The following is a 20,861-nucleotide window of genomic DNA, read 5'->3' on the forward strand; positions in this document are numbered from 1 at the left end:
CGGGCGAGGTCACGGGAGTGTCAGCGGGGACTCCTGCACGGTCTTCAGCGTCCCGTCCGCCCGCGCCTGCTCCAGCCGCAGTCGGGCCGAACGGCCTTGCAGCGTAAGGGTCATGAGCTGGTTGCCGAACCAAGGTCCGCCCGTCTTGCGCCACTTGACCGACGGGTGCGGGCAACGGCCGTGCCGGGCCAGGCGGTGGCCCAGACCGCGCGCGACCGCGCTCCAGCCGAAGCGGAAGCCGACGCGTATGTAGGCGGGGATGGAGTTGTGGACGGGGGAGCAGGTGAGCTGGAGGACGCGGGAGTCCACGGGCCCGGCCGGTCCCGAACCACCCGGCCTCGTCCGCCACTTGGGCTCCGCCACGTACGCGTGGTGTACGTCCCCCGACAGCACGAGCACCGATGCCGGTGCCCCGTCTCCCGAGCCCACCTCGGCGATCAGGTCCGCCAGCTTCTCGAAGGACTCCGGGAACGCCGCCCAGTGTTCCAGGTCGGCCGCGCGGCGCAGCTTCTCACCGAACCCGGCCCAGCGGGCGCCTCGTTCGCCCCGGCACAGGGCCGCGTCCCAGGACTCGGCGTCGTGGACGAGGTGCGGCAGCAGCCAGGGGAGTGAGGTGCCGATGAGGAGGTGGTCGTAGGAACCGGGGTCCTTCAGTGCCTCGGTGCGCAGCCAGTCGGCCTCGCCGGGGTCGAGCATCGCGCGGTGCTGCTCGTCGAGGACGCGGGCCGCCCTGCTGTCCACCATCAGCAGGCGGACCCGGCCGAAGTCGCGCCGGTAGCTCCAGCGGACGGTGGCCGGGTCGGCGTCGGCGCGGCAGGCGAAGGCGCGGAGTTCGTCGGTGCCGTCGGGGGTGTCGCGGACCGCCAAGTAGAGGGGATCGGCGGCGAGTTCGGCGGGGGAGAGGTTTCCGAGGTGCTGGTGGACCCAGTACGACATCAGCCCGCTCAGCAGTCGCTCGCGCCACCACGGGGTGGCCCGCATGTCCGCCAGCCAGGCGGCGCTGGTGTTCCAGTCGTCGATGACGTCGTGGTCGTCGAAGATCATGCAACTCGGCACCGTGGACAGCAGCCAGCGGATCTCCGGGTCCAGCCAGGACTCGTAGTAGAGGCGCGTGTACTCCTCGTAGTCCGCGACCTCGCTGCCCGGCGGCTCGCGCAGGTCCCGGCGGGCGGAGAGCCAGCGGCGGGTCGCGTCGGAGACCTCGTCGGCGTAGACCTGGTCGCCCAACAGGACGAGTACGTCCGGCCGTTCGGACTCCGGGTCGCGTGCGATGCGCGAGGCCAGGGTGTCCAGGGCGTCCGGGCCCACCGGGTCGTGGGAGTCGGCGGCCGGCGCGGCCCAGCGGCAGGAGCCGAACGCGACGCGGACCGTGCCGTCGGCGTCCGGGGTGTGGATCACGGACGGCGGGAAGGGCGAGTCCGGCAGCGGCCATACGCGCGCGCCGTCCAGGAACACGTCGTACGGCGTGGAGGTCCCGGGCGTGAGGCCCTCCACCGGCACCAACGCGTAGTGGTGGCCCGCCACTTGGAAGGTCCGGGCGGTGCCCCGGGCGCCGTCCGCGCAGCGCACCTCGGCGGTGCACGGACGGCTCGCCTCGACCCACACGGTCGCGGACGAGCCGTCGGCGTAGCGAAGCAGTGGTCCAAGACTCAGTCCGGCCACGGTTGATCACCTTCCTCCGTCGCCCCGTACGGTACGGAACGACGGAGGTCGGCGCCTAGATCTCCCGGTGGATCTCCCGTGGGATCTCCGTGGGATCAGCAGCCGCTGAGGACCGAGGTGAGCTTGGCCTTCTCGGCGGTGTCGACCGAGAGGTCGTAGTAGTACTTCACCTGGACCCAGGCGCGCACGTAGGTGCAGGCGTACGAGGTGAGCGAGGGCATCCACTCGGCCGGGTCCTTGTCGCCCTTGGACTGGTTGACGTTGTCGGTGACCGCGAGGAGCTGCGGGCGGGTGACGTCGTTGGCGAAGGACTCGCGCTGGGCGGTGGTCCAGTTGCGGGCACCGGAGTCCCAGGCCTCGGCCAGCGGGACGAGGTGGTCGATGTCGACGTCGGAGGCGGCGGTCCAGGTGGCGCCGTCGTAGGGGGAGTACCAGCTGCCGCTGGTGGCGACGCAGGCGGCGGTGGTGACGACGTTCGTACCGTCGCGCTTGAGGATCCACTCACGGGTGTTGCAGGTACCGCTGATGGTGTCCCAGGTCGGGAACAGGTCACGCTCGTAGCCGGTCCTGACCTCGGTCGCCACGGTGAGGGAGGCGAGGTAGGTGCGGGCGGTGGCGGCGCTGACCGGGGTGGGGAGGGCGGCGGAGGCGGTCGGGCCGTTGAAGAGTCCGGCGAAGGCTATGAGTCCGGTGAGTGTCGCGAGTATGCTGAGCCGTCGTCGACGCGCGTAGAACTTCGGCATGCGAACTCCCTTGTGGTGTGGGGGTGTTGGAGTGCGAGCGGGGCAATGCTCGCGGTGCCGTGTTGCGGGGAGGTGTGCGTCCGGTAAGAAGCTAGTGACGTGCTCATGACACAACAAGGGGCGCGACGAGACTTTCCTCACGGGTGGGCAGGGCCGGTCCTCGCGTACAGTGGATGGCGCAGAAGGGGAGTAGCTCTTCGCCGGACCGTCGACATACTGCTCAGCTCGTCTGAGCCGGCGCCCGGAGGCAGGTTCATCCCGCAGGTGGGATGGGTCGGCCAGCGAGACCTTCGGTAAAGCAGTGCACTAGTCGTTTTTCGTGTGCGCTGCCGTGCCGAGGTGTCCGCGGACAGCACACACACTCTCGGTGGGGCAGCCCCGACCGATTGAGGAATTTTGATCAGCATCAGTGTGACGGCGCTCGTTTTCGGCGTCGTCTTTCTCGCCGAACTCCCCGACAAGACCGCGCTCGCCGGGCTCGTCCTCGGCACCCGTTACCGCGCCTCGTACGTCTTCGCCGGTGTGGCCGCCGCGTTCCTTCTGCATGTCGTGCTCGCGGTGGCGGCGGGCAGCGTACTGACGCTGCTGCCGCAGCAGTTGGTGGCCGCGGTGACCGGTGTGCTCTTCCTGGGCGGGGCCGCGGTGCTCCTCTTCAAGAAGGGTGATGACGACGAGGAGGTGCGGAAGCCGAAGGACCAGTCCTTCTGGCGGGTCTCCGGCGCCGGTTTCATGCTCATCCTGGTCGCCGAGTTCGGTGACCTGACCCAGATCATGACGGCCAACCTCGCGGCCCGTTACGACGATCCGTTCTCCGTCGGGCTCGGTGCGGTGCTGGCGCTGTGGGCGGTGGCCGGGCTGGGCATCGTGGGCGGGAAGGCGCTGATGAAGCGGGTGCCGTTGAAGCTGATCACGCAGATCGCGGCGGTGCTGATGCTGGCGCTGGGGGCGTGGAGTCTGTGGGAGGCCGTCGCCGGGTAAGGGGGGGGGCTGATGGGGGCTTTGGTTCGGCGGGGTGAGCTGAACGGTGGGTGAACTGTTCCGGGGGGTGGTGGCGCGATGCCCGTTCGGTTTTGTACCGTAGGGAAACAAAGTGGTTCCCGTCCGTTCTCCCTGACCGGCGGGCGGGGCCACCTTGTCCCTCCGGGGGTTGACCCGCGTTTCCCTCTCCCGTTCCTTGGAGCCTGCCGATGACGGCCACCACCGTGCTCACCGCCCGCGCCCTCCTGCTGGACATGGACGGCACCCTCGTCGACTCGCACGCCGTCGTCGAGCGGATCTGGCGGAACTGGTCCGACCGGCACGGGCTGAACGCGGACGAGGTCATGAAGGTCGTGCACGGGCGGCAGGGGTACGCGTCGATGGCGCTGCTGCTGCCCGGCCGACCCATGGAGCAGAACCACGCGGAGAACGCCCGCATGCTGGCCGAGGAGACCGCCGACGTCGAGGGTGTCGTGCCGATTCTGGGTGCGCCGGAGTTCCTGGCGTCGCTGCGGGGGGTGCCGCACGCGCTCGTCACGTCGGCGGACGTCGCGCTGTCCACGGTGCGGATGGGGGCGGCGGGGTTGGAGTTGCCGGAGGTTCGGATCACCGCGGAATCCGTCGGTGCGAGCAAGCCTGATCCCGAGGGCTTCCTGAAGGGTGCGGCGGAACTGGGTGTCGCGCCCGCGGACTGTGTTGTCTTCGAGGATTCCGGGGCGGGGATTGCGGCGGGGCGGGCGGCCGGGATGCGGGTGGTGGGGGTTGGGCCGCAGGCCGGGTTCCATCGGGCGGATGTGGTGGTGCGGGATTTGCGTGAGGTGCGGGTTGAGGATTTGGGGGGTGGGGGGATTCGGCTGCACGTGGGGTAGGGGTGCGGGTGGCGGGTGGCGCGTCGGTTGTGCCTGATGGGGTTGTTTTACGGGTGCCGCGCCGTGGGGGCTGGTCGCGCAGTTCCCCGCGCCCCTTTGGGGCGATGCCCCTCGGGGGGTTGCCCTGCGGGCCCGTGCATAGCCCCGGCGCTCCCCGCAAACACCGGTGCGTTTCAGTTCCGCCCAACCAAAAACCCGTGCGCCTCTCGGTCCCCCGGCCGCAAACCCGTGCGCCTCTCAATCCCTCAGCCACAACCCCTGTGCCTCTCAGCCCCCAGCCACAACGCCTGTGCCGCTCGGTCCGCCAGCCGCAAACCCGTGTGCCTCTCGGTCCCTCAGCCGCAAACCCCTGTGTCTCTCAGCCCCCCAGCCGCAACGGCTGCGCCTCTCAGCCCCCAGTGACAACCCCTGGGCTCTCAGCCCCCCCCAACCCCCCAGCCAGCGCAGCGTCACGGCTCGGTTGTTTCTGATTCCAGGCTTGCTCGCGTAGCCGTCCCGTACACCCCCAGGGTGTCGGACGTGATGCCTCGGGCCAGCTGGTAGGTGCGTATGGACGTCTGGACCTGTTTGTCGAAGATGCCGTTGTCGGGGCCGGTGTAGAGCCTCAACTGGGTCAGGCGGAGCTGGAGTTCGGTTACCTCGGGGCCTTCGTCGCCGCGTTGGAGGACCGGGTTGGGGGTGCTGCTGCTCTGGCGGTTCGTGGCGGCGGCCGTGGAAGCGGTGGCTGTGGGGGGTGGGGTCTTGCCGGCGTTCGCGGAGCTGGACGCCGTGGCCGACGGGGTCGACGACGCCGTCGGTGACGGGGGCTCGCTGAGGGACGGGGTCGGGGACGCCGACGTGGGCTGTGCGGATGTGGAGCCGGTCGCGGACGGTGTTGCCGGCGCCCCGCTCTTCGATGGCGTCGGGACGCTTGCCCGCACGTCCTGGGGGGCCGCCTCGTCCCGGGACGGTGTCTCGTACGAGAACATGCCGCTCGCGAAACCCGCCACCGCGGCCACCGCCACGACGGCTCCCGTGACGGCGAGGAGGATCGTGCGGCGGTTGCGGCGGCGCGGGGGGTCCTCGTCGGCCGTGGGGTGTTCCGGGGTGCCCGCGCCGCTGCCGCCGTCCGCGAACAGGCTCAGGTCGGTCGGGGTCGGGAGGACCGACGTCTCCTCCTGAGGAGCCGGTGCGGCCGGTGAGGGGGTCACCGCTCGCAGCAGCATCGTCTCCTCCACCGCCGGCAGCCGCTGGGTCTCACCCTCGGGTGCCACCGGTGCGGGCGGCTGCTCCTGCGGGGTGCCGTCCAGTTCCACATACGGCCTGATCCGCAGCGGGTCGAAGTCCTCCGCCGCTGCCGCCTCCGCCGTGCGCGCGTCGCGCAGCGCGTCGGACGCCCGTTGGGTGCAGGCGCAGGACGGGGAGCCGTCGGCTGCCCGGGGTGCCCCGCACTGCGGGCATATGTGGCCCTTCGCCTCGTTCACGTGTTCGTCCCTCCCCGTCGAACTCCAGAGGTTATGCGGATCTCCTTCACGTCGTCTCCTCCGACCCCCGGAATGACAGCTTCCAAACGGACTCAACAGGCCGTAAACGGCCATACCGATCACCATGGATGTGTAACGAGAGCCGCAGGAGGTCTTCATGGCCGACGATGCGCACGGTATGACGGGGAATGTGCAGGACGCGCAGCCACCGGAGAGGCCCCCGCAGCGGGGCAGTTCCGCTCAGGAACACGTGTCGGGCAACGTCCTCGTCTCGATCGGGGCGCTGCTCCTGGGGCTGCTGCTCGCCGCCCTCGACCAGACCATCGTGTCGACCGCGCTGCCGACCATCGTCAGCGATCTCGGCGGGCTGGAGCACCTGTCGTGGGTGGTCACCGCGTATCTGCTCGCGTCGACCGCCGCGACCCCGCTCTGGGGCAAGCTCGGCGACCAGTACGGCCGGAAAAGGCTGTTCCAGATCGCGATCGTGATCTTCCTCATCGGGTCCGCGCTCTGCGGCGCGGCGCAGAACATGCCCCAGCTGATCGGCTTCCGGGCATTGCAAGGACTCGGCGGCGGCGGGCTGATCGTGCTGTCGATGGCGATCGTCGGCGACGTCGTCTCCCCGCGTGAACGCGGGCGCTACCAGGGCCTGTTCGGCGCCGTCTTCGGCGCGACGAGCGTCCTCGGGCCGCTGCTCGGCGGGCTGTTCACCGAGCATCTGAGCTGGCGCTGGGTGTTCTACATCAACCTCCCCGTCGGTGTCGTCGCCCTCGCCGTCATCGCGACCGCCCTGCACATCCCGCGCAAGTCGACCCGGCACGTCATCGACTACCTCGGCACCTTCCTCATCGCCGCGGTCGCGACCTGCCTGGTCCTCGTCGCCTCGCTCGGCGGTACGACGTGGGGCTGGGGCTCGCCGCAGATCATCGGGCTCGCGGTGCTGGGTGTGGTGCTGATCGGGGCGTTCGTCGCCGTGGAGCGCCGGGCCGCCGAACCCGTCCTCCCGCTCAAACTCTTCCGCGTCCGCACCTTCACGCTCGCCGCCGTCATCAGCTTCATCGTCGGCTTCGCGATGTTCGGCGCGATGACCTATCTGCCGACCTTCCTCCAGGTCGTGCAGGGCATCACCCCGACCATGTCCGGCGTCCACATGCTGCCGATGGTGTTCGGCATGCTGATCTCGTCCACCGGCTCCGGCCAGGTCGTCAGCCGCACCGGCCGCTGGAAGGTGTTCCCCATCGCGGGCACCGGCATCACCGCCCTCGGCCTGCTCCTGCTCCACCGCCTCGACGAGGGCAGCTCCACCGCCGAGATGAGCGCGTACTTCTTCGTCTTCGGGCTCGGACTCGGCCTGGTCATGCAGGTGTTGGTGCTGATCGTGCAGAACGCCGTCTCGTACGAGGATCTCGGCGTCGCCACTTCCGGCGCGACCTTCTTCCGGTCCATCGGCGCCTCGTTCGGCGTCGCCATCTTCGGCACGGTCTTCGCGAGCCGCCTGGGCGACAAGCTCACGGATGCTCTCCGGGGCACCTCGCTGCCGCCGGGCGTCACCCCGGACGGCCTGGAGTCCGACCCGCGCGGAATCTCCCAACTCCCGCCCGCCGTACGCCCCGAGGCCCTGCACGCCTACGCCTCCTCCATCACCGACGTCTTCCTCTACGCCGCACCCGTCGCCCTCGTCGGCTTCGTCCTGGCGTGGTTCCTCAAGGAGGACAAGCTGCGCGGCTCGGTCACGGCGCCGGACGTCACCGAGACCCTCGCCAGCAACCCCGTCCAGCGGTCCTCCTACGACGAGGTCTGCCGCGCGCTGTCCGTGCTCGGCACGCGGGAAGGACGCCGCGAGATCTACCAGACGATCACCGCGAAGGCGGGCTACGACCTTCAGCCCGCGGCGAGTTGGCTGCTCCTGCGCGTCAAGCGGGACGGCTGGGCGGAACCGGGTGTGCTCGCCGAGCGCAGCTCCGTGCCGCTGGCCGTCATCCTCGCCGCCGTCCGCCAGATCGAGGGCCGCGGCCTGGCCGTACGCGAGGGCCTCGACCTCCAACTGACCGACCAGGGACGGGAAGTGGCCGAGAGGCTGTCTCAGGCCCGCGAGGAGTCCCTCGCGGAGACCCTGGGGGACTGGTGGGGACCGGACCGGCCCACCGATCTGATCCAGCTGGTGAAGGAACTCAACGGCGAGCTGTGCGGGTCGGACAGCGAGCAGCCGCACAACGGGACGGCTGCGAAGCTCAGTTGAGGCTCCTGCGGAACCAGTGCTCCGCGTACGGGTCGTCGTTGTGCCGCGCGGTCTCCTCGTAGCCGAGCCGCGCGTACAGGGCACGGGCCTCCACCAGGTCGTTCCGGGTGTCGAGGACCATCACCTTGGCGCCCAGCCCGCGGGCGGCGTCCTCGGCGGCCGTCACGAGCCTCGGGGCGCCGCCCCGGCCGCGCATCCCCTCGTGGACGAAGACCCTCGTCAGCTCGGCGGTCGTCGCGTCGAGGAGTCGTACACCCGCGCTTCCCACCGGCTCGCCCCCGACCCGGGCGACCAGCAACAGGCCGCCGGGGAGCGCGAGTTCGGCGCCGGAGCGGGCGGCGATCTCGCGTTCCAGCTCGGCGGGATCGGTGCGGTGGTTCTCGTGCAGCAGGTACCAGCGGTCGCTCACCTCGGTGTAGTACGCCCGCCAGAGCGCGGCGGCGACGGGGGAGTCGTAGGGTTCCGGGGCGATCGTCCAGGTCATGCCGCCATTGTCAGGAGCCGGTGGGGGCGCGGCGCAACCGGATATGGGTCACCTCGGGGGAGTCCAGGACCTGGGTCTTCTTCCACTCGATGTGCGCGTCGCCCACGTTGTCGAACAGTCGGCGCCCACCGCACGCGAGGACCGGCACGACGTGCAGGAGCAGTTCGTCCAGCCACCCGGCGCGGATGAACTGCTGGACCAGATCGGCGCCGCCCGCGAGGGAGACGTCCTTGCCGCCGGCCGCCTCACGGGCCAGCTCCAGGGCGCGGCCGGGGCCTTCGGTGACGAAGTGGTAGGTCGTGCCGCCCTTCTTCACCACCGACTCGCGCGGCTGGTGCGTGACGACGAACACCGGTGCGTGGAACGGCGGTTCGTCACCCCACGGGATCTCCCCGGTGACGAACATCCCGTGCCCCATGACCACCGGCCCCAGCCGCTCGATCCACTCGGCGAGCAACTCGTCGTCCGGGCCGCCCGCCCCGCCCTCCCATCCCTGCATCCTGCGGAAGCTCCGCAGCCCGAACACCCACGCGTGCAGCCGCTCCCCGCCGATGCCCAGCGGATGCTCCGGCCCCGACTCCCGCCCCGCGATGTACCCGTCCAGCGACACGGCCAGCCGTGCGACGACCTCACCCATGACTACCTCCTCGATCGGTTCTCACCCGTGCGTCGAACGGGGCGGGGCGGGATCGACACACCGGCACCACGAATTCCGCCGAGGTGTGGTCGTCGTTTGAAGAGGGCCTTTGCGGCAACCCGGTAGAGGAACCGACCGACTACGAGAGCCGGTTGACCAAGAACCCGGAAGGCACTCATGTCCACAGGCGTGATCATCGTTTTGATCGTGATCGTGGTCGGCGTGGTCGCTGCCGCGGCCGCCCTGGCGCTGCGTGCCCGAGGCGCGACCGGCGGCTCGGGCCTGAAGCGCCGCTTCGGGCCGGAGTACGACCGGACCGTGGCCCGGCACGACGGCGACGCGAAGGCCGCCGAGCAGGAGCTCGGCGCCCGCGTCCAGGAGCACGGTTCGCTGCACGAGCAGCCGTTGGAGCCCGCGGCCCTTGAGCGGTACCAGGCCCGTTGGGCGGCCGCCCAGGAGCGTTTCGTCGACTCGCCCCGCGAGGCCATGTCCGACGTGGACCAGCTGCTCGGCGAGGTAGCCGGAGCCCGGGGCTTCCCCGACGTCCAGGAGTACGACAAGCAGTTCGACGCGCTGTCCGTGCACCACGCGGACCACGTCCACGGCTACCGGCGCGTGCACCGCGTCGTCACCGCGCGGACGAACGGCACACCGGAGAGCCAGGCCGGTACCGAGGAGATGCGTGAGGCCATGCTCGAAGCCCGCGCCCTCTTCGACGACCTGGTGAGCGACGACAGCCGTAACGGGCACGGGCGAGGCGGCCGCCACTCGATCGGCGCATCCAACAAGCAGGCAGTGAAGGGGAGTTGAGCTATATGTCCGACGCGATACGGCCGACCGGCGACAACACGGACGAGAGCAGGAACACGAACGCGGAGCGCGCCGACCGCAAGGAAGCCGACAGGACCATGGACAAGACCGCCGAGCAGCGGGATGCGGAGAAGGCGTCGCGTGAGTCCGGTACCGCGACCGGGTCCGGCACCAAGCCGTTCGGCGGCAGGACCGGCGACGGCAAGTCCACCGACGGCCGGACCGGCGACACCAGGACCACCGACGACAAGTCGGCACCGCGAGGCTCCGAGAAGGTGACGCCGCTCGGCTCGTCCGAGAGGACGCCGACCGCGTCGACCCCGACGACGACATCGACGACCTCGTCACGCGAAGCCGACCGGGCGATCCCGAGCCCGCGCACCGGCGACACGACCGGCACCGACCGCTCCGACCGCACCGACCGCTCCGAGCCGTCGGCCCGCCCCGTGCACGCCCCCGAGCCCGCTCCGGCCGTCAGCACCGGTGCCGCCTCCGGCAACGGACGGCGGGTCCCGCAGGACGCCGAGAACGGCAGCCTGCTGGCGCACGACGAGAGCGACAAGTTCAGCCTGCGGCTCCAGCACGCGGTCACCGGGTTCGTCGACGAGCCCCGGTCCGCCGTCGAGGAGGCCGACCACGTGCTGGAAGAGGTCGCCGCCCGCTTCACGGAGGCCGTCACCAAGCGCCGCGCCACCCTGCACGGCTCCTGGGAGTCCAAGGGCGCCGACGGCTCGGACGACACCGAGCAACTCCGCCTGGCCCTGCGGGACTACCGCGAACTGACGGAGCGGCTGCTCCACATGTGATCGCCGCACAGGTGGCCGGTCGGCTCCACCCGTTCCGTCAACTTCCGTCAGCCGCCCGGCGCTCCCGCCACTCCCGCGCGACCTCTTCGACGTCGTACGGTTTCATTCCCAGCGGGGGGCCGGGCGGCGGCTTGAACATCATGTCGCGGATCTTCACGTTGACTTCGGTGATGATCTGCCGTGCGATCCGCTCCGAAGGGGCCGAGTACGCCGCAACAAGGGCGTCCTCGGCCTCTTTGCGCAGGGCCAGCGTCGGCGGCAGGACGGAGATGCCCTCGCGGGCCATCTTCTGCTTGATCCACCACAGTTCGTCGTACGTCGTGTCGGCGCCGGACGGCAACGGCTTGCCCGCGCCCGGTAGTTGGGCGAACTCTCCGGCTAGCTCGGCTTCCCGGATCTGTCTGTCGACCCAGGACTCGAAGGACACACCCGGTGGCTTTCGCTCGGTCATGACTTCAATTGTGCCGGACGCGGCGGCGCCGGGCGATTTATCATGCGCCCGCTGCTGTAAGGACACTTCATAGGGGAGCGCACGTGCTCGAACTCACCATGGCCTCGGTCTCCGGGACGGACGAGGGTGCCACGGCCGGCATGCTGATGGCCGACGCGCCCAGTGACCCGGGCGCGGTGCTGCGGGTGGGCCGCGACGAGACGGTGTGCCGCCTGGTGACACCGGACGACTGGCTGTTCATCTCGCGGGTCCATCTGGAGTTCCTGTGCGGACCCGAGGGCATCTGGCAGGTGAGCTGGCTGAGAGGCTCCCAGCCCGACCCGTCCTCCGAAGTACGCCTGATCGTCGGCGAGTACGCCCAGACCGTCGGCTACGGCGGCAGTGTGCCGTTGCCGCGCGGCGGGAGCGGCGAGATCGTCATCCAGGACCGCACCGGGCCGCGCAGCGTCAACGTCGGCTTCTATCACGAGGGTTGAGACCCCGGGAGGGCCGAGAGGGCCGCGAGGGCTAGGCCAGCACCCGCGCGAGCGCGAAGCCGTCGTACCCCTTCCTGCCCACCGTCTGGATCGCCGTACCCGACAGGCGCGCGTGCGAGCCGATCAACTCGATCGCGGTGCGCGTGCCTTGGACGTCGGGTGCGCTGTCGTCCGCGTCGGCCACCCGGCCGCCGCGGACCACGTTGTCGATGATGATCAGGCTGCCGGGGCGGGTGAGCTTGAGGGCCCACTCCACGTAGTGCGGGTTGTTGGCCTTGTCGGCGTCGACGAAGACCAGGTCGAAGGGGGCTGGGTTCTCGGCGGTCTCGGCGGTCTCGGCGGCGAGTGCGGCCAGGGACTCCAGGGCCGGGCCCACCCGTACCTCGACGATCTTGTCGAGGCCCGCGCGGGCGAGGTTGCGGGTGGCGACCTCCGCGTGCTTCGGGCTGTACTCCAGGGAGATCAGCCGGCCGTCGGCGGGGAGCGCGCGGGCCAGCCAGATCGTGCTGTAGCCGCCGAGCGTGCCGATCTCCAGGATGCGCGAGGCGCCCTGGATCTGGGCCAGGAGGTGCAGCAGCTTGCCCTCCGAGGCGCTCACGGCGATCTCCGGGAGTCCGGCGGCCTCACTGTCGCGCAGGGTCGCCTCCAACACCTCGTCGTCCGGGGCGAGTTGGCTGATGAAGTAGTCGTCCACGTCGTTCCACACCTGCGACTCGCTCATGTGCTCGTGCCTTTCGTGTGTCCGGTGAGTTGTGCTTACCCCGATGAGCAGCATCGTCAATTGCCCGGTGGCGCGCGCGTCGGCGGCGGTGGAAACGCCGGTGGCGGTGGGATCTCCGGCCGCCGCGTCCGCCGGGACCGCAGTACGGCCAGCAGGACGCCGGTCGTCGTGAGCACGGCGAGGCCCCCGCCGATCGTCAGCAGCCACGCCGGGACGCCCGCGACCCTGCTCAGCCGGTCCTCGTAGATCACCTGCTGGAACGTGGTGTCCGTCGCCGTGCGGCGCAGCAGGTGGTCGCCGGTGATGCGGGACGGGTCGGGGAACTCCTGGTTCACGGCGGTCAGGAACGGGGTGCCCTTGGCGAGGGCGGCCAGCGGGCCGGAGGTGGTGGTGACGCGGCCGGCGTAGGCGACCCGCGGTTGTTCGCCGCCGATCCTGCCGCTGAGTTTCATGCGGTGCGCGGCGAAGATGTACAGGCCGAGCGACTGCGGGGTGCCGGCCAGACGGGACAGGCGCATCGGGTAGACGGGGGACTCGGCGGCGAAGGTGAGGTGCAGGGGGTCGAGGGCGCCGTTCAGGGCCGTGCCGGCGGTCGCGGGGGCCAGGCGGATCGCGACGTACTCCCAGCGCTGGTCGACGTACGGCTGGAGGGCCTGGTCAAGGCGGGGCGGCAGAACGAACCCGTTCGTGTGCAACCAGTCGCCGAGTGCGTTCGGGTCGGTGGCCGTCAGCCGGGCCACGTCGAAGGGGCCGAGCCGCTCACGGCCGACCACACCCACTCCGGGGGCCGTCACGGCGCCGGGCGGGGGGCCGCCGCCGGGGCCGCCGGAGACGAGCGGCCAGTCGCCGTCCTGGGGCCAGAAGTGCGAGCGGGTGCGGTGCGCGGGAGCGGTGAGCGTGTTCAGCGCGTCGAAGAGCGCGGGGTCGGCGAGGGTGGTCGTCGCCCGGTGCGGCACCGGCATGATCCAGGCGGCCCGGCGCGCGTCCCCGGAGACGGTGAGCCGCATCACGATCTGCTCCTGGCGCCCGTCCCAGCGCACCACCGACGCCTCGCGTCCCACCTCCACCTGTTGCGAACCGCCCGGCACCAGCGCGCCGCAGCCGCATGCCCAGGCCGGGGACACCAGCGAGCCGAGCTGCAGGGCGAACAGCGCCAGGACGACGGCCGTCACGCGCGCGCGTGCCCGCCGCCGCCCCTGCCGCCGCAAGGACCTCAGCAGTGACCCCCGCGGCGAAACGATCAGTAAACCGATCATGTCCACAAGTTATCGGGCCGTCGGGCCGGTCGGAAGCGCGTGGATATTTGCCGTGTCCAGGCAACCGGGGGCCGACTATCGTCATCCGGACAAAAGGAGGGCGGACGTCAGGTGAAGGGGGGGGTTGCCTGCGTCTCTCCCGCAGGGGGTGCGAACCTCATAGGGTTCCCAGAGGGAACAACCACGCGCGTGATCGCGTGGGACGAGCGGGGCGGAGGCCTACGAGGCGTGGCGAACGTGGAGCACAGCGGGCGACCGGCGGGAGCCGCGGGAGCATTCGGGTCGAGTGCCGCCCAGACGGCCAGGGCACGGCTGCGCGTGGCGCGCCTGGGTCTGTGGCTGGTCGCCGCGGTCCTCGCCGTACGGCAGGTGGCCGTGGTCCTCAGCACCCCGCAGGGGGACCGGCTGACGGACCTGGAGACCTGGGTCGGACCGGACGGTGTCCTTCATGTGAAGGGCTCGCTGTACGACTCGACGCAGTTCACCGGCACCCCCTTCGGCGGGCTCGTCCTCAAACCGCTCACCCGGGCCGCGGAACAGGCCCTCGGCTGGGGCTGGACCTTCGGCACGCTGCTGCTGGTCGTCGCGCTCGGCCTGGTCGTCTCCCGCGCCCTGCCCAAGCCCGTCACCCGCCGTGCCTCGCTGCTGGCCGCGCCCGTCGCGATCAGCCTGCTCATGCTGTCGCTGCCGGTGCGCAACACGCTCTGGCTCGGCCAGACCAGCATCATCCCGGTCCTGCTCGTGCTGCTCGGCTGCTTCACCGTGCGCGGCGAGCGGGCCGGCGGGGTGCTGATCGGCCTCGCCGCCGCGCTCCAGCCGACCGTGCTGCTGTTCGCGCCGCTGCTGTGGTTCACCGGCCGCCGCCGGGCCGCCGTCACCTCCGTGCTGACGTTCGCCGCGAGCGTGGCGATCGCGTGGGCCGCGATGCCGCACGACTCGTACACCTACTGGGTGCACCACATGGCCGGCGCGGGCCTGGGCGGCGCGGCGGACGGCCTCGGCAACCAGTCGCTGCACGGCGCGCTGCTGCGGCTCGGCCTCACCGGCCCGCTGGAGATCGGCGTCTTCCTGGCGCTCGGCGCGGCCGTCACGTACCTCGGCCTGCGCCGGGCCGTGCGGTACGCGCGCGACGGGCAGTTGCTGCTCGCGGTCGCGGTCACCGGCTGCGCGGCGATCGCCGTGTCGCCGACGACCTGGCAGCACCAGCTGCTGTGGGTGCTGCTCGCCGTGGTCGGCCGGGTCGGCAAGCGGGCCTCGGACCGGTACGTGTGGCCGGTGGCCGTGATCCTCGTGGTCACGCTGCCCGCGAAGATGATGCTGCCGAACATGGCGGCCGTCTATCCGCTGCGTGACAACGTCGTCCTGCTGATGGCGCTCGCCGCCGCGACCGTGGTGCCGTTCCTGTCCCGCACCTCCGAGTACTACCGCCGCCCGATCCCCACGGAGTACGCCGAGCCGGTCCCCACGCGCTGGAAGCACGTCCCGCTGATCCCGCAGTTGCGCCGCGTCCTGACCCGCCCGAACCTCCTCCTCGAACTCCTCCTGATCCGCGTCACCTACGCCGCCTACCAGCAGGTCCGCCTCGCGGCGACCGGCGGCACCAACTCGGGTGGCCGGGCCACGGCGGAACACCACGGCCGCGAGATCCTCTCGATCGAGCGCTTCCTGCACATCGACATCGAGCACGCGATCAACCACTGGGTAGTGAAGGTCGAGTTCCTCAAGGACTTCTTCAACTTCTACTACGAGTCGTTCCACTTCGTGGTGCCGCTGACGGTGATGGCTGTCCTGTACTGGCGTCGGCCGGTCGACTACCGGTGGGCTCGTTCGGCGCTGGGCTTCGCCACGTTGTTGGCCCTGGTCGGCTTTTGGCTTTATCCGCTGGCTCCGCCGCGCCTGCTTCCCGGCCTCGGCGTCATCGACACGGTCCACGGCGTCCAGGACTTCTCCAAGCCGGACTACGGCACGCTCACCGCTCTCACCAACCAGTACGCGGCGATGCCGTCGCTGCACTTCGGCTGGTCGCTGTGGTGCGGTGTCGTGATCTTCGCTCTTGCCCCCAAGTGGTGGATGAAGGCGCTGGGTCTGCTGCATCCCTTCTTCACCGTCTCGGCGATCGTCGCGACCGGCAATCACTGGGTGCTGGACGCGGCGGGCGGTGCGGCGGTCGTCGCCGCGGGCTTCGGTCTGGCGTACGTCTTCCAGGGGCCGCGGGCTCGGTCGCCGCGGCCGAAACCCCTTGAGGTCAACGCCGAGCCGGTGAGTGCTGGTGATGTGCAGCGCCTTTGAGGGGCGCGGGGAAGCAGTAGTGGCCGTGGGGCCCACTCGCTTCTTGGCCAGTGTCGGGCTTCCGCGGCCCGAGTAAAGGGCGCCCAGGTGGGGAGCCCGTCGGGTGGGCTGCGTCGTGGGCCGGGGTGAGGGGGCGCGCTCGCGCCTCGCCGGCACGCCGCCTCGGCTCAGCGGCCAACCCCTGGTGGGTGGTTGCTGGAAGCTGGGGGTAAATCTAACCACCGTCATGAGCTGTTGGTGGTTAGAAATGACCCCGGCTTGGAGAGGTGGGCGGTGCCAGGCATTCGAACCACACCGCCTTTCCCCCTCCGGAAGCCCGTGTCACCCCCCACTTGTCCGTCACCGCGTCCAGGATCACCAGCCCGCGCCCGCTCTCCGACTCGGCGTCGAAGTCGGTGTGCAGGTCCGGGAGTTGGGATGAGCTGTCGCTCACCTCGACCCGTACGCCCGCCGTCCGGCGCAGCAACAGCAGTCCGCAGCGCCGGTCCGGAACGTGCCGTACGACATTGGCGACCAGCTCCGTCACGGCGAGTTCGACGGCGTCGGACAGCTCCGGCATGCCCCATTCCAGGAGGAACGAGCGGACGATACGGCGGATGTGCCGGGCCGAGTGTTCACCCACGGTGAGCTGCATGACGTACTGCTGGCGGTGGGGAACGGCCAGCATGGCGGGGGGAATTGGTTCGTTCACGGCACGAGACTGGCGCCCTGTCGCTACCCTCGGCAATGGCATGAATACAACCCGTTTACGGGTGGGCAGGTCGTGGACTGAACTTGGGAGACAGGGGGCTTCGCGTGCACATCGCCACGCTTGATCCAGGGGCGTCGCCGCTGGACTACTACGGCTACGAACTCCGCCGTTATCGAGAAGCGGCCGGTCTCACGCAACGCCAGCTCGGTGTCATCGTCAACTACACCGGGTCACTGATCGGCCAGATCGAGACCGCGAAGAAGCTCCCCACGCTGGAGTTCAGCAGACAGATCGACGCCGCCCTCAACACGGGTGGGCTCCTAACCCGGTTGCTCGATCTGGTGCTGCGCAGTCAACTCCCCGCCTGGTTCCAGCAGGTGGCTGAACTGCAAGCACGGGCCGTCGAGATCTGTTCCTTCGAGGCGCAGATGATCCACGGTCTCCTCCAGACCGAGGAGTACGCCCGCGCCGTGCTCGGCACGCTGGACAAGAGCAACCTGGATGACCGGACCGCCGTACGAATGGCTCGTCAGCGCATCTTCGAGAAGAATGAGCCGCCGGTCTTCTGGGCGATCCTGAGCGAGGCCGCGCTGTATCTGGAGATCGGCGGCCGGAAGACCATGAGGAACCAACTGGCCCGCCTGTTGACCTATGAGGACGATCCTCGGATCAACATCCAGATCCTGCCGCACTCGGCCGGAGCGCACGCGGGGCTCCAAGGCTCGTACGACCTCTATCGCTTCCCGAGCGACCCGACCATCGTCTACACCGAGAGCTATGGAAGCGGGCATCCCACCGCCAACCCAGACACGGTCAAGGACTGTTCGCTCCGTTACGATCATCTCCAGGCCGCCGCCCTCTCCCTCAGGGATTCGGCGGAGCTGATCCGGCGCGTGATGGAGGAACGTTATGGGGAACAACGCGATGCCGACGGGGACTCAGTGGCGGAAGTCCAGCTACAGCGGTGATCAGGGCGGCAACTGTATAGAGATCGCCGAAACCACCTGCACCACCGCCCCGAACACCACCACCCTCGCCGTCCGCGACTCCAAGACCCCGGCGGGGCCGATCCTCACCCTCGGCCCCGCCGCGTTCACGACCTTCGTCAACTGGTCCGCTACGACGGCTGGTTGACCTCGAAGTAGTAGTCGTGGTCGAGGTCGGCGAGCAGGCCGATCCGGGTCGGGGTCCAGCCGAACCGTTCCCGGGTGACCGTGCTCGTGCCCACCAGGTCGGACGTGTAGAAGTGGCCCAGCCAGCCGAAGTGGGCCCCGGCCTCCTCCACCGGCACGCTCTTCACCGGTAGGTCCAGCCGCCTGCCGATGACCTCGGCGATCTCCCGTACGGGGACACCCTCGTCGTCGACCGCGTGCAGAACCGTGCCCGCGGGGGCGTTCTCCAGGGCCAGCCGGAACAGCCCCGCCGCGTCGTCGCGGTGGACGGCGGCCCAGGCGTTCGTGCCCTCGCCGGGGTACGCGGATACGCCCTTGGAGCGGGCGATCTCGATGACACCGGGGACGAAGGCGTGATCCCCCTCGCCGTGCACCTGTGGCAGCCGGATGACCGAGGAACGGACACCTCGTGCCGCCGCCGTCAGGGCCGTCACCTCGGCCGGGAGGCGGAGGAGGTCGGGGCGGGCGGCGGGGTCGGGTACGTCGTCCTCGGTCCGGCCGTGGCTCATCACGGAGCTGATGACGAGGGGGCGGTCGGAGCCCGCGAGGGTCTCGGTGAGGGTCCGCACCGCGCTGAGGTCGATCGCCACGCAGGCGGCGTAGTTCGAGAAGTCGTGGATGAAACCCGTGTGGATCACGCCGTCTGATGCGGATGCGCCCGCGTGGAGGGCGTCCAGGTCCTCCAGCGAACCCCGGTGCACCTCCGCCCCGGTCGCCGCGAGCCGTTCGGCCGACGCGTCGGAACGCGCCAGGCCCAGTACCTGGTGGCCGTTGTCGAGCAGTTCGCGGACGACCGCGCTGCCTACGAATCCGGTCGCTCCGGTGACGAAAACACGCATGACGAAATCACCCTGATCAAAGTCGGGTCGGAGAATTCGGTGTGCCTTCAGCCTGCGCCCGGCGCACCCCGCCCGTCCAAGACCGACTCCGGAACACGTGATTCATTTCCGGTATCAGCGCAGCTCGTGCAGTCGTAGAGTCAATGTATGAGTGACCTGGACCTGCGCCTCGTCCGCTACTTCACCGTCGTCGCCGAGGAACTGCACTTCGGCCGGGCGGCTGCCGCGCTCCATCTGGCGCAGCCATCGCTGAGCCGTCATGTCCGGCGCCTGGAAGGGGAGTTGGGTGTCCAGCTCTTCGACCGGACCACGCAGGGCACCCAACTCACCGAAGCGGGGCGGGCGTTCCTGCCCCGGGCCCAGGCGCTGTTGCGGTCGGCGGAGGAGGCGGCGGCCGTGGTGCGGGAGGTCGGGCAGCCCAGCCGGGTCGTCGTCGGGTTCATGACCGGGCTCATCATCACCCCGGCGGTGCGTGCGCTGCGTGCCGGGCACCCGGAGGCCGACGTGCACAGCCGTTTTCTCGGCTGGGGCGAGCTGCCGTCCGCCCTGCTGGAGCACCGGGTCGACGTGGTGGTGGGCCGACTCCCGTTCGCCACCGAGGGGTTGAGCGTCAGTGTCCTCTGCGAGGAGCCCCGCGTGCTGCTGATGCCGGTCGGTCACCGGCTGGCCGGCAAGGAGCGCGTCAGCATCGACGACATCGCCGACGAGCCCGTACCCCGGTTCCCCGACGAGGAGTTCAACGCGTTCTGGCGCGTCGACCCCCGTCCGGACGGCCGCCCCGCGCCGGACGGGCCGTTCGTCCGGGAGCTGGAGGACAAACTCGAAGCCATCGCGGCGGGCGAGGCGGTGGCGATCGTTCCGGCGGGCGCCGTCAGAAAGGGCCTGCGGCTCGATCTGACGACGGTCCCGATCGACGGCGTGGCCCCGGTCCCGGTCGTGCTGGCCGTTCGCGCGGGCGAGGAGGGCCGCCCACTCCTCGCGGCCTTCCGCGCCTGCGCCGAGGAGCACCTGCACCCCGCCAACTGGCTCGCTACAGACGCTGGATGATCGTCCCCGTCGCCAGCGCCCCGCCCGCGCACATCGTGATCAGCGCGAACTCCTTGTCGGAACGCTCCAGTTCGTGGAGAGCCGTGGTGATCAGGCGGGCGCCCGTCGCTCCCACCGGATGGCCGAGGGCGATCGCACCGCCGTTCACGTTGACCTTCTCCAGGTCCTGGCCGAAGACCTGCGCCCAGCTCAACACCACCGACGCGAACGCCTCGTTGATCTCGACGATGTCGATGTCCTTGAGCGTCATGCCGGCCTTGCCGAGCACGGCCCGCGTCGCGTCGATCGGCCCGTCGAGGTGGTAGTGCGGGTCCGATCCAACCAGCGCCTGAGCCACTATCCGCGCCCGGGGCCGCAGCTTCAGCGCCCGCGCCATCCGTTTCGACGCCCACATGATCGCCGAGGCGCCGTCGCTGATCTGCGAGGAGTTGCCCGCCGTGTGCACGGCGGTCGGCATGACCGGCTTCAGCCGTGCCAGCGCCTCCATCGACGTGTCGCGCAGGCCCTCGTCGCGGTCGACGAGTCGCCACATGCCGTGGCCCGCGCGCTGTTCGTCCTCCGTCGTCGGTACCTGGACGGCGAACGTCTCCTTCTTGAAGCGTTCCTCGGACCAGGCGATGGCCGCCCGCTCCTGCGAGATGAGGCCGAGCGAGTCGACGTTCTCGCGGGTCAACTGCCGGTTGCGGGCGATCCGTTCGGCGGCCTCGAACTGGTTGGGCAGATCCACGTTCCACTCGTCCGGGAACGGCTTCCCGGGTCCGTGCTTCGACCCCGATCCCAGCGGCACCCGTGACATCGCCTCGACACCACAGCTGATCCCGACGTCGATGACGCCCGCCGCGATCATGTTGGCCGTCATGTGCGAGGCCTGCTGCGAGGAGCCGCACTGACAGTCGACGGTCGTCGCCGCTGTCTCGTACGGCAGCCCCATGGCCAGCCAGGCGTTGCGCGCGGGGTTCATGGACTGTTCGCCGGCGTGGGTCACCGTGCCGCCGACGACCTGCTCGACGCAGTCGGCGTGAATGCCGGTGCGGCCGAGGAGTTCACGGTAGGTCTCGCCCAGGAGATAGGCGGGGTGCAGGTTGGCGAGCGCTCCGCCGCGCCTGCCGATGGGGGTGCGTACGGCTTCCACGATGACGGGTTCCGCGACCATGGGACACGTCCTCTCCTCGTACACCGCGCGGCGCGGGCGTCCCGGCCACCCGCCACGCAAACTAGTACGCGTTCT

21 protein-coding genes are annotated in these 20,861 nt (G+C 70.2%); 10 read left to right on the forward strand and 11 right to left on the reverse strand.

Features of this window, described 5'->3' with window-relative positions:
- Positions 1-9: 9 nt before the first annotated feature.
- Both OG226_RS33985 and OG226_RS33990 read right to left on the reverse strand, forming a co-directional pair.
- Positions 10-1,662 carry an alkaline phosphatase D family protein gene (locus tag OG226_RS33985; protein ID WP_328683616.1) on the reverse strand — a complete coding sequence of 551 codons (1,653 nt, stop codon included), beginning with the start codon at positions 1,660-1,662 and terminating at the stop codon, positions 10-12.
- Between the two features lie 95 nt (positions 1,663-1,757).
- Positions 1,758-2,405 (reverse strand): HNH endonuclease family protein, encoded by a 648-nt coding sequence (locus OG226_RS33990; RefSeq protein WP_329351027.1) that lies wholly within the window; start codon positions 2,403-2,405, stop codon positions 1,758-1,760.
- A 396-nt stretch (positions 2,406-2,801) separates the two neighbouring features.
- Between OG226_RS33990 and OG226_RS33995 the strand changes: the two genes are divergently transcribed.
- Complete coding sequence (locus tag OG226_RS33995) at positions 2,802-3,383, forward strand: TMEM165/GDT1 family protein (RefSeq protein ID WP_328683618.1); 582 nt, start codon at positions 2,802-2,804, stop codon at positions 3,381-3,383.
- Positions 3,384-3,592: 209 nt separating this feature from the next.
- The gene (locus OG226_RS34000) at positions 3,593-4,252 is read left to right on the forward strand and encodes an HAD-IA family hydrolase (protein ID WP_328683619.1); all 660 of its coding nucleotides are present in this window, start codon (positions 3,593-3,595) and stop codon (positions 4,250-4,252) included.
- A gap of 449 nt (positions 4,253-4,701) precedes the next feature.
- On the opposite strand, the gene OG226_RS34005 is transcribed toward OG226_RS34000, so the two are convergent.
- Positions 4,702-5,715 (reverse strand): peptidoglycan-binding domain-containing protein, encoded by a 1,014-nt coding sequence (locus OG226_RS34005; protein ID WP_329351028.1) that lies wholly within the window; start codon positions 5,713-5,715, stop codon positions 4,702-4,704.
- A 157-nt stretch (positions 5,716-5,872) separates the two neighbouring features.
- Between OG226_RS34005 and OG226_RS34010 the strand changes: the two genes are divergently transcribed.
- Positions 5,873-7,954 (forward strand): MDR family MFS transporter, encoded by a 2,082-nt coding sequence (locus OG226_RS34010; protein WP_328683621.1) that lies wholly within the window; start codon positions 5,873-5,875, stop codon positions 7,952-7,954.
- Here the strand turns inward: OG226_RS34010 and OG226_RS34015 are convergent.
- Both OG226_RS34015 and OG226_RS34020 read right to left on the reverse strand, forming a co-directional pair.
- Positions 7,947-8,438, reverse strand: a complete 492-nt coding sequence (locus OG226_RS34015; protein ID WP_329351029.1) for a GNAT family N-acetyltransferase — start codon at positions 8,436-8,438, stop codon at positions 7,947-7,949. The two genes, OG226_RS34010 and OG226_RS34015, sit on opposite strands and share 8 nt — an antisense overlap.
- Before the next feature lie 10 nt (positions 8,439-8,448).
- The gene (locus tag OG226_RS34020) at positions 8,449-9,075 is read right to left on the reverse strand and encodes a dihydrofolate reductase family protein (RefSeq protein ID WP_328683623.1); all 627 of its coding nucleotides are present in this window, start codon (positions 9,073-9,075) and stop codon (positions 8,449-8,451) included.
- Positions 9,076-9,252: 177 nt separating this feature from the next.
- Between OG226_RS34020 and OG226_RS34025 the strand changes: the two genes are divergently transcribed.
- On the forward strand, positions 9,253-9,885 hold the full coding sequence (locus OG226_RS34025; protein WP_328683624.1) for a hypothetical protein: 633 nt from the start codon (positions 9,253-9,255) through the stop codon (positions 9,883-9,885).
- Between the two features lie 5 nt (positions 9,886-9,890).
- Entirely contained in the window at positions 9,891-10,691 is an 801-nt protein-coding gene (locus OG226_RS34030; protein ID WP_329351030.1) for a hypothetical protein, read from the forward strand.
- A 37-nt stretch (positions 10,692-10,728) separates the two neighbouring features.
- Here OG226_RS34030 and OG226_RS34035 read toward each other — a convergent pair whose 3' ends face one another.
- Positions 10,729-11,142 carry a J-domain-containing protein gene (locus tag OG226_RS34035; protein WP_328683625.1) on the reverse strand — a complete coding sequence of 138 codons (414 nt, stop codon included), beginning with the start codon at positions 11,140-11,142 and terminating at the stop codon, positions 10,729-10,731.
- Positions 11,143-11,225: 83 nt separating this feature from the next.
- Here OG226_RS34035 and OG226_RS34040 point away from each other — a divergent pair, with 83 nt between their 5' ends.
- Positions 11,226-11,618, forward strand: coding sequence for a hypothetical protein (locus OG226_RS34040; RefSeq protein WP_327404407.1), 393 nt, complete (start codon positions 11,226-11,228; stop codon positions 11,616-11,618).
- 31 nt (positions 11,619-11,649) lie between these two features.
- Here OG226_RS34040 and OG226_RS34045 read toward each other — a convergent pair whose 3' ends face one another.
- The gene (locus tag OG226_RS34045; protein ID WP_328683626.1) at positions 11,650-12,339 is read right to left on the reverse strand and encodes an O-methyltransferase; all 690 of its coding nucleotides are present in this window, start codon (positions 12,337-12,339) and stop codon (positions 11,650-11,652) included.
- A 56-nt stretch (positions 12,340-12,395) separates the two neighbouring features.
- Entirely contained in the window at positions 12,396-13,511 is a 1,116-nt protein-coding gene (locus tag OG226_RS34050; RefSeq protein WP_329351031.1) for a DUF2330 domain-containing protein, read from the reverse strand.
- Between the two features lie 312 nt (positions 13,512-13,823).
- Between OG226_RS34050 and OG226_RS34055 the strand changes: the two genes are divergently transcribed.
- The gene (locus tag OG226_RS34055; protein ID WP_329351032.1) at positions 13,824-15,884 is read left to right on the forward strand and encodes a bifunctional glycosyltransferase 87/phosphatase PAP2 family protein; all 2,061 of its coding nucleotides are present in this window, start codon (positions 13,824-13,826) and stop codon (positions 15,882-15,884) included.
- Between the two features lie 241 nt (positions 15,885-16,125).
- Here the strand turns inward: OG226_RS34055 and OG226_RS34060 are convergent, their stop codons facing one another.
- A complete protein-coding gene (locus OG226_RS34060; RefSeq protein ID WP_443066935.1) occupies positions 16,126-16,575 on the reverse strand; it encodes an ATP-binding protein in 450 nt (149 codons plus the stop codon).
- A 104-nt stretch (positions 16,576-16,679) separates the two neighbouring features.
- Between OG226_RS34060 and OG226_RS34065 the strand changes: the two genes are divergently transcribed.
- Together OG226_RS34065 and OG226_RS34070 are read left to right on the forward strand one after the other, a co-directional pair.
- Positions 16,680-17,543, forward strand: coding sequence for a helix-turn-helix domain-containing protein (locus OG226_RS34065; protein ID WP_328683628.1), 864 nt, complete (start codon positions 16,680-16,682; stop codon positions 17,541-17,543).
- Positions 17,500-17,709 carry a DUF397 domain-containing protein gene (locus tag OG226_RS34070; RefSeq protein ID WP_328686517.1) on the forward strand — a complete coding sequence of 70 codons (210 nt, stop codon included), beginning with the start codon at positions 17,500-17,502 and terminating at the stop codon, positions 17,707-17,709. Before OG226_RS34065 ends, OG226_RS34070 begins: the two co-directional genes overlap by 44 nt.
- Here the strand turns inward: OG226_RS34070 and OG226_RS34075 are convergent.
- A complete protein-coding gene (locus OG226_RS34075; protein WP_328683629.1) occupies positions 17,693-18,586 on the reverse strand; it encodes an SDR family oxidoreductase in 894 nt (297 codons plus the stop codon). The two genes, OG226_RS34070 and OG226_RS34075, sit on opposite strands and share 17 nt — an antisense overlap.
- A gap of 147 nt (positions 18,587-18,733) precedes the next feature.
- Here OG226_RS34075 and OG226_RS34080 point away from each other — a divergent pair, with 147 nt between their 5' ends.
- The gene (locus tag OG226_RS34080; RefSeq protein ID WP_328683630.1) at positions 18,734-19,633 is read left to right on the forward strand and encodes a LysR family transcriptional regulator; all 900 of its coding nucleotides are present in this window, start codon (positions 18,734-18,736) and stop codon (positions 19,631-19,633) included.
- Here the strand turns inward: OG226_RS34080 and OG226_RS34085 are convergent.
- A complete protein-coding gene (locus tag OG226_RS34085) occupies positions 19,617-20,786 on the reverse strand; it encodes a steroid 3-ketoacyl-CoA thiolase (protein WP_327404421.1) in 1,170 nt (389 codons plus the stop codon). The genes OG226_RS34080 and OG226_RS34085 overlap by 17 nt on opposite strands.
- Positions 20,787-20,861: the final 75 nt, after the last annotated feature.

The sequence above is a fragment of the Streptomyces sp. NBC_01261 genome (assembly GCF_036226385.1).
In the GTDB taxonomy this organism is placed as follows: Bacteria; Actinomycetota; Actinomycetes; order Streptomycetales; family Streptomycetaceae; genus Streptomyces.

Excerpts from the sequence above, each read along its gene's own strand:
- OG226_RS33990 (WP_329351027.1), bottom strand. The coding sequence starts at position 2,405 with ATGCCGAAGTTCTACGCGCGTCGACGACGGCTCAGCATACTCGCGACA.
- OG226_RS34000 (WP_328683619.1), top strand. The coding sequence starts at position 3,593 with ATGACGGCCACCACCGTGCTCACCGCCCGCGCCCTCCTGCTGGACATG.
- OG226_RS34010 (WP_328683621.1), top strand. The coding sequence starts at position 5,873 with ATGGCCGACGATGCGCACGGTATGACGGGGAATGTGCAGGACGCGCAG.
- OG226_RS34015 (WP_329351029.1), bottom strand. The coding sequence starts at position 8,438 with ATGACCTGGACGATCGCCCCGGAACCCTACGACTCCCCCGTCGCCGCC.
- OG226_RS34020 (WP_328683623.1), bottom strand. The coding sequence starts at position 9,075 with ATGGGTGAGGTCGTCGCACGGCTGGCCGTGTCGCTGGACGGGTACATC.
- OG226_RS34025 (WP_328683624.1), top strand. The coding sequence starts at position 9,253 with ATGTCCACAGGCGTGATCATCGTTTTGATCGTGATCGTGGTCGGCGTG.
- OG226_RS34030 (WP_329351030.1), top strand. The coding sequence starts at position 9,891 with ATGTCCGACGCGATACGGCCGACCGGCGACAACACGGACGAGAGCAGG.
- OG226_RS34035 (WP_328683625.1), bottom strand. The coding sequence starts at position 11,142 with ATGACCGAGCGAAAGCCACCGGGTGTGTCCTTCGAGTCCTGGGTCGAC.
- OG226_RS34045 (WP_328683626.1), bottom strand. The coding sequence starts at position 12,339 with ATGAGCGAGTCGCAGGTGTGGAACGACGTGGACGACTACTTCATCAGC.
- OG226_RS34070 (WP_328686517.1), top strand. The coding sequence starts at position 17,500 with ATGCCGACGGGGACTCAGTGGCGGAAGTCCAGCTACAGCGGTGATCAG.
- OG226_RS34075 (WP_328683629.1), bottom strand. The coding sequence starts at position 18,586 with ATGCGTGTTTTCGTCACCGGAGCGACCGGATTCGTAGGCAGCGCGGTC.
- OG226_RS34080 (WP_328683630.1), top strand. The coding sequence starts at position 18,734 with ATGAGTGACCTGGACCTGCGCCTCGTCCGCTACTTCACCGTCGTCGCC.
- OG226_RS34085 (WP_327404421.1), bottom strand. The coding sequence starts at position 20,786 with ATGGTCGCGGAACCCGTCATCGTGGAAGCCGTACGCACCCCCATCGGC.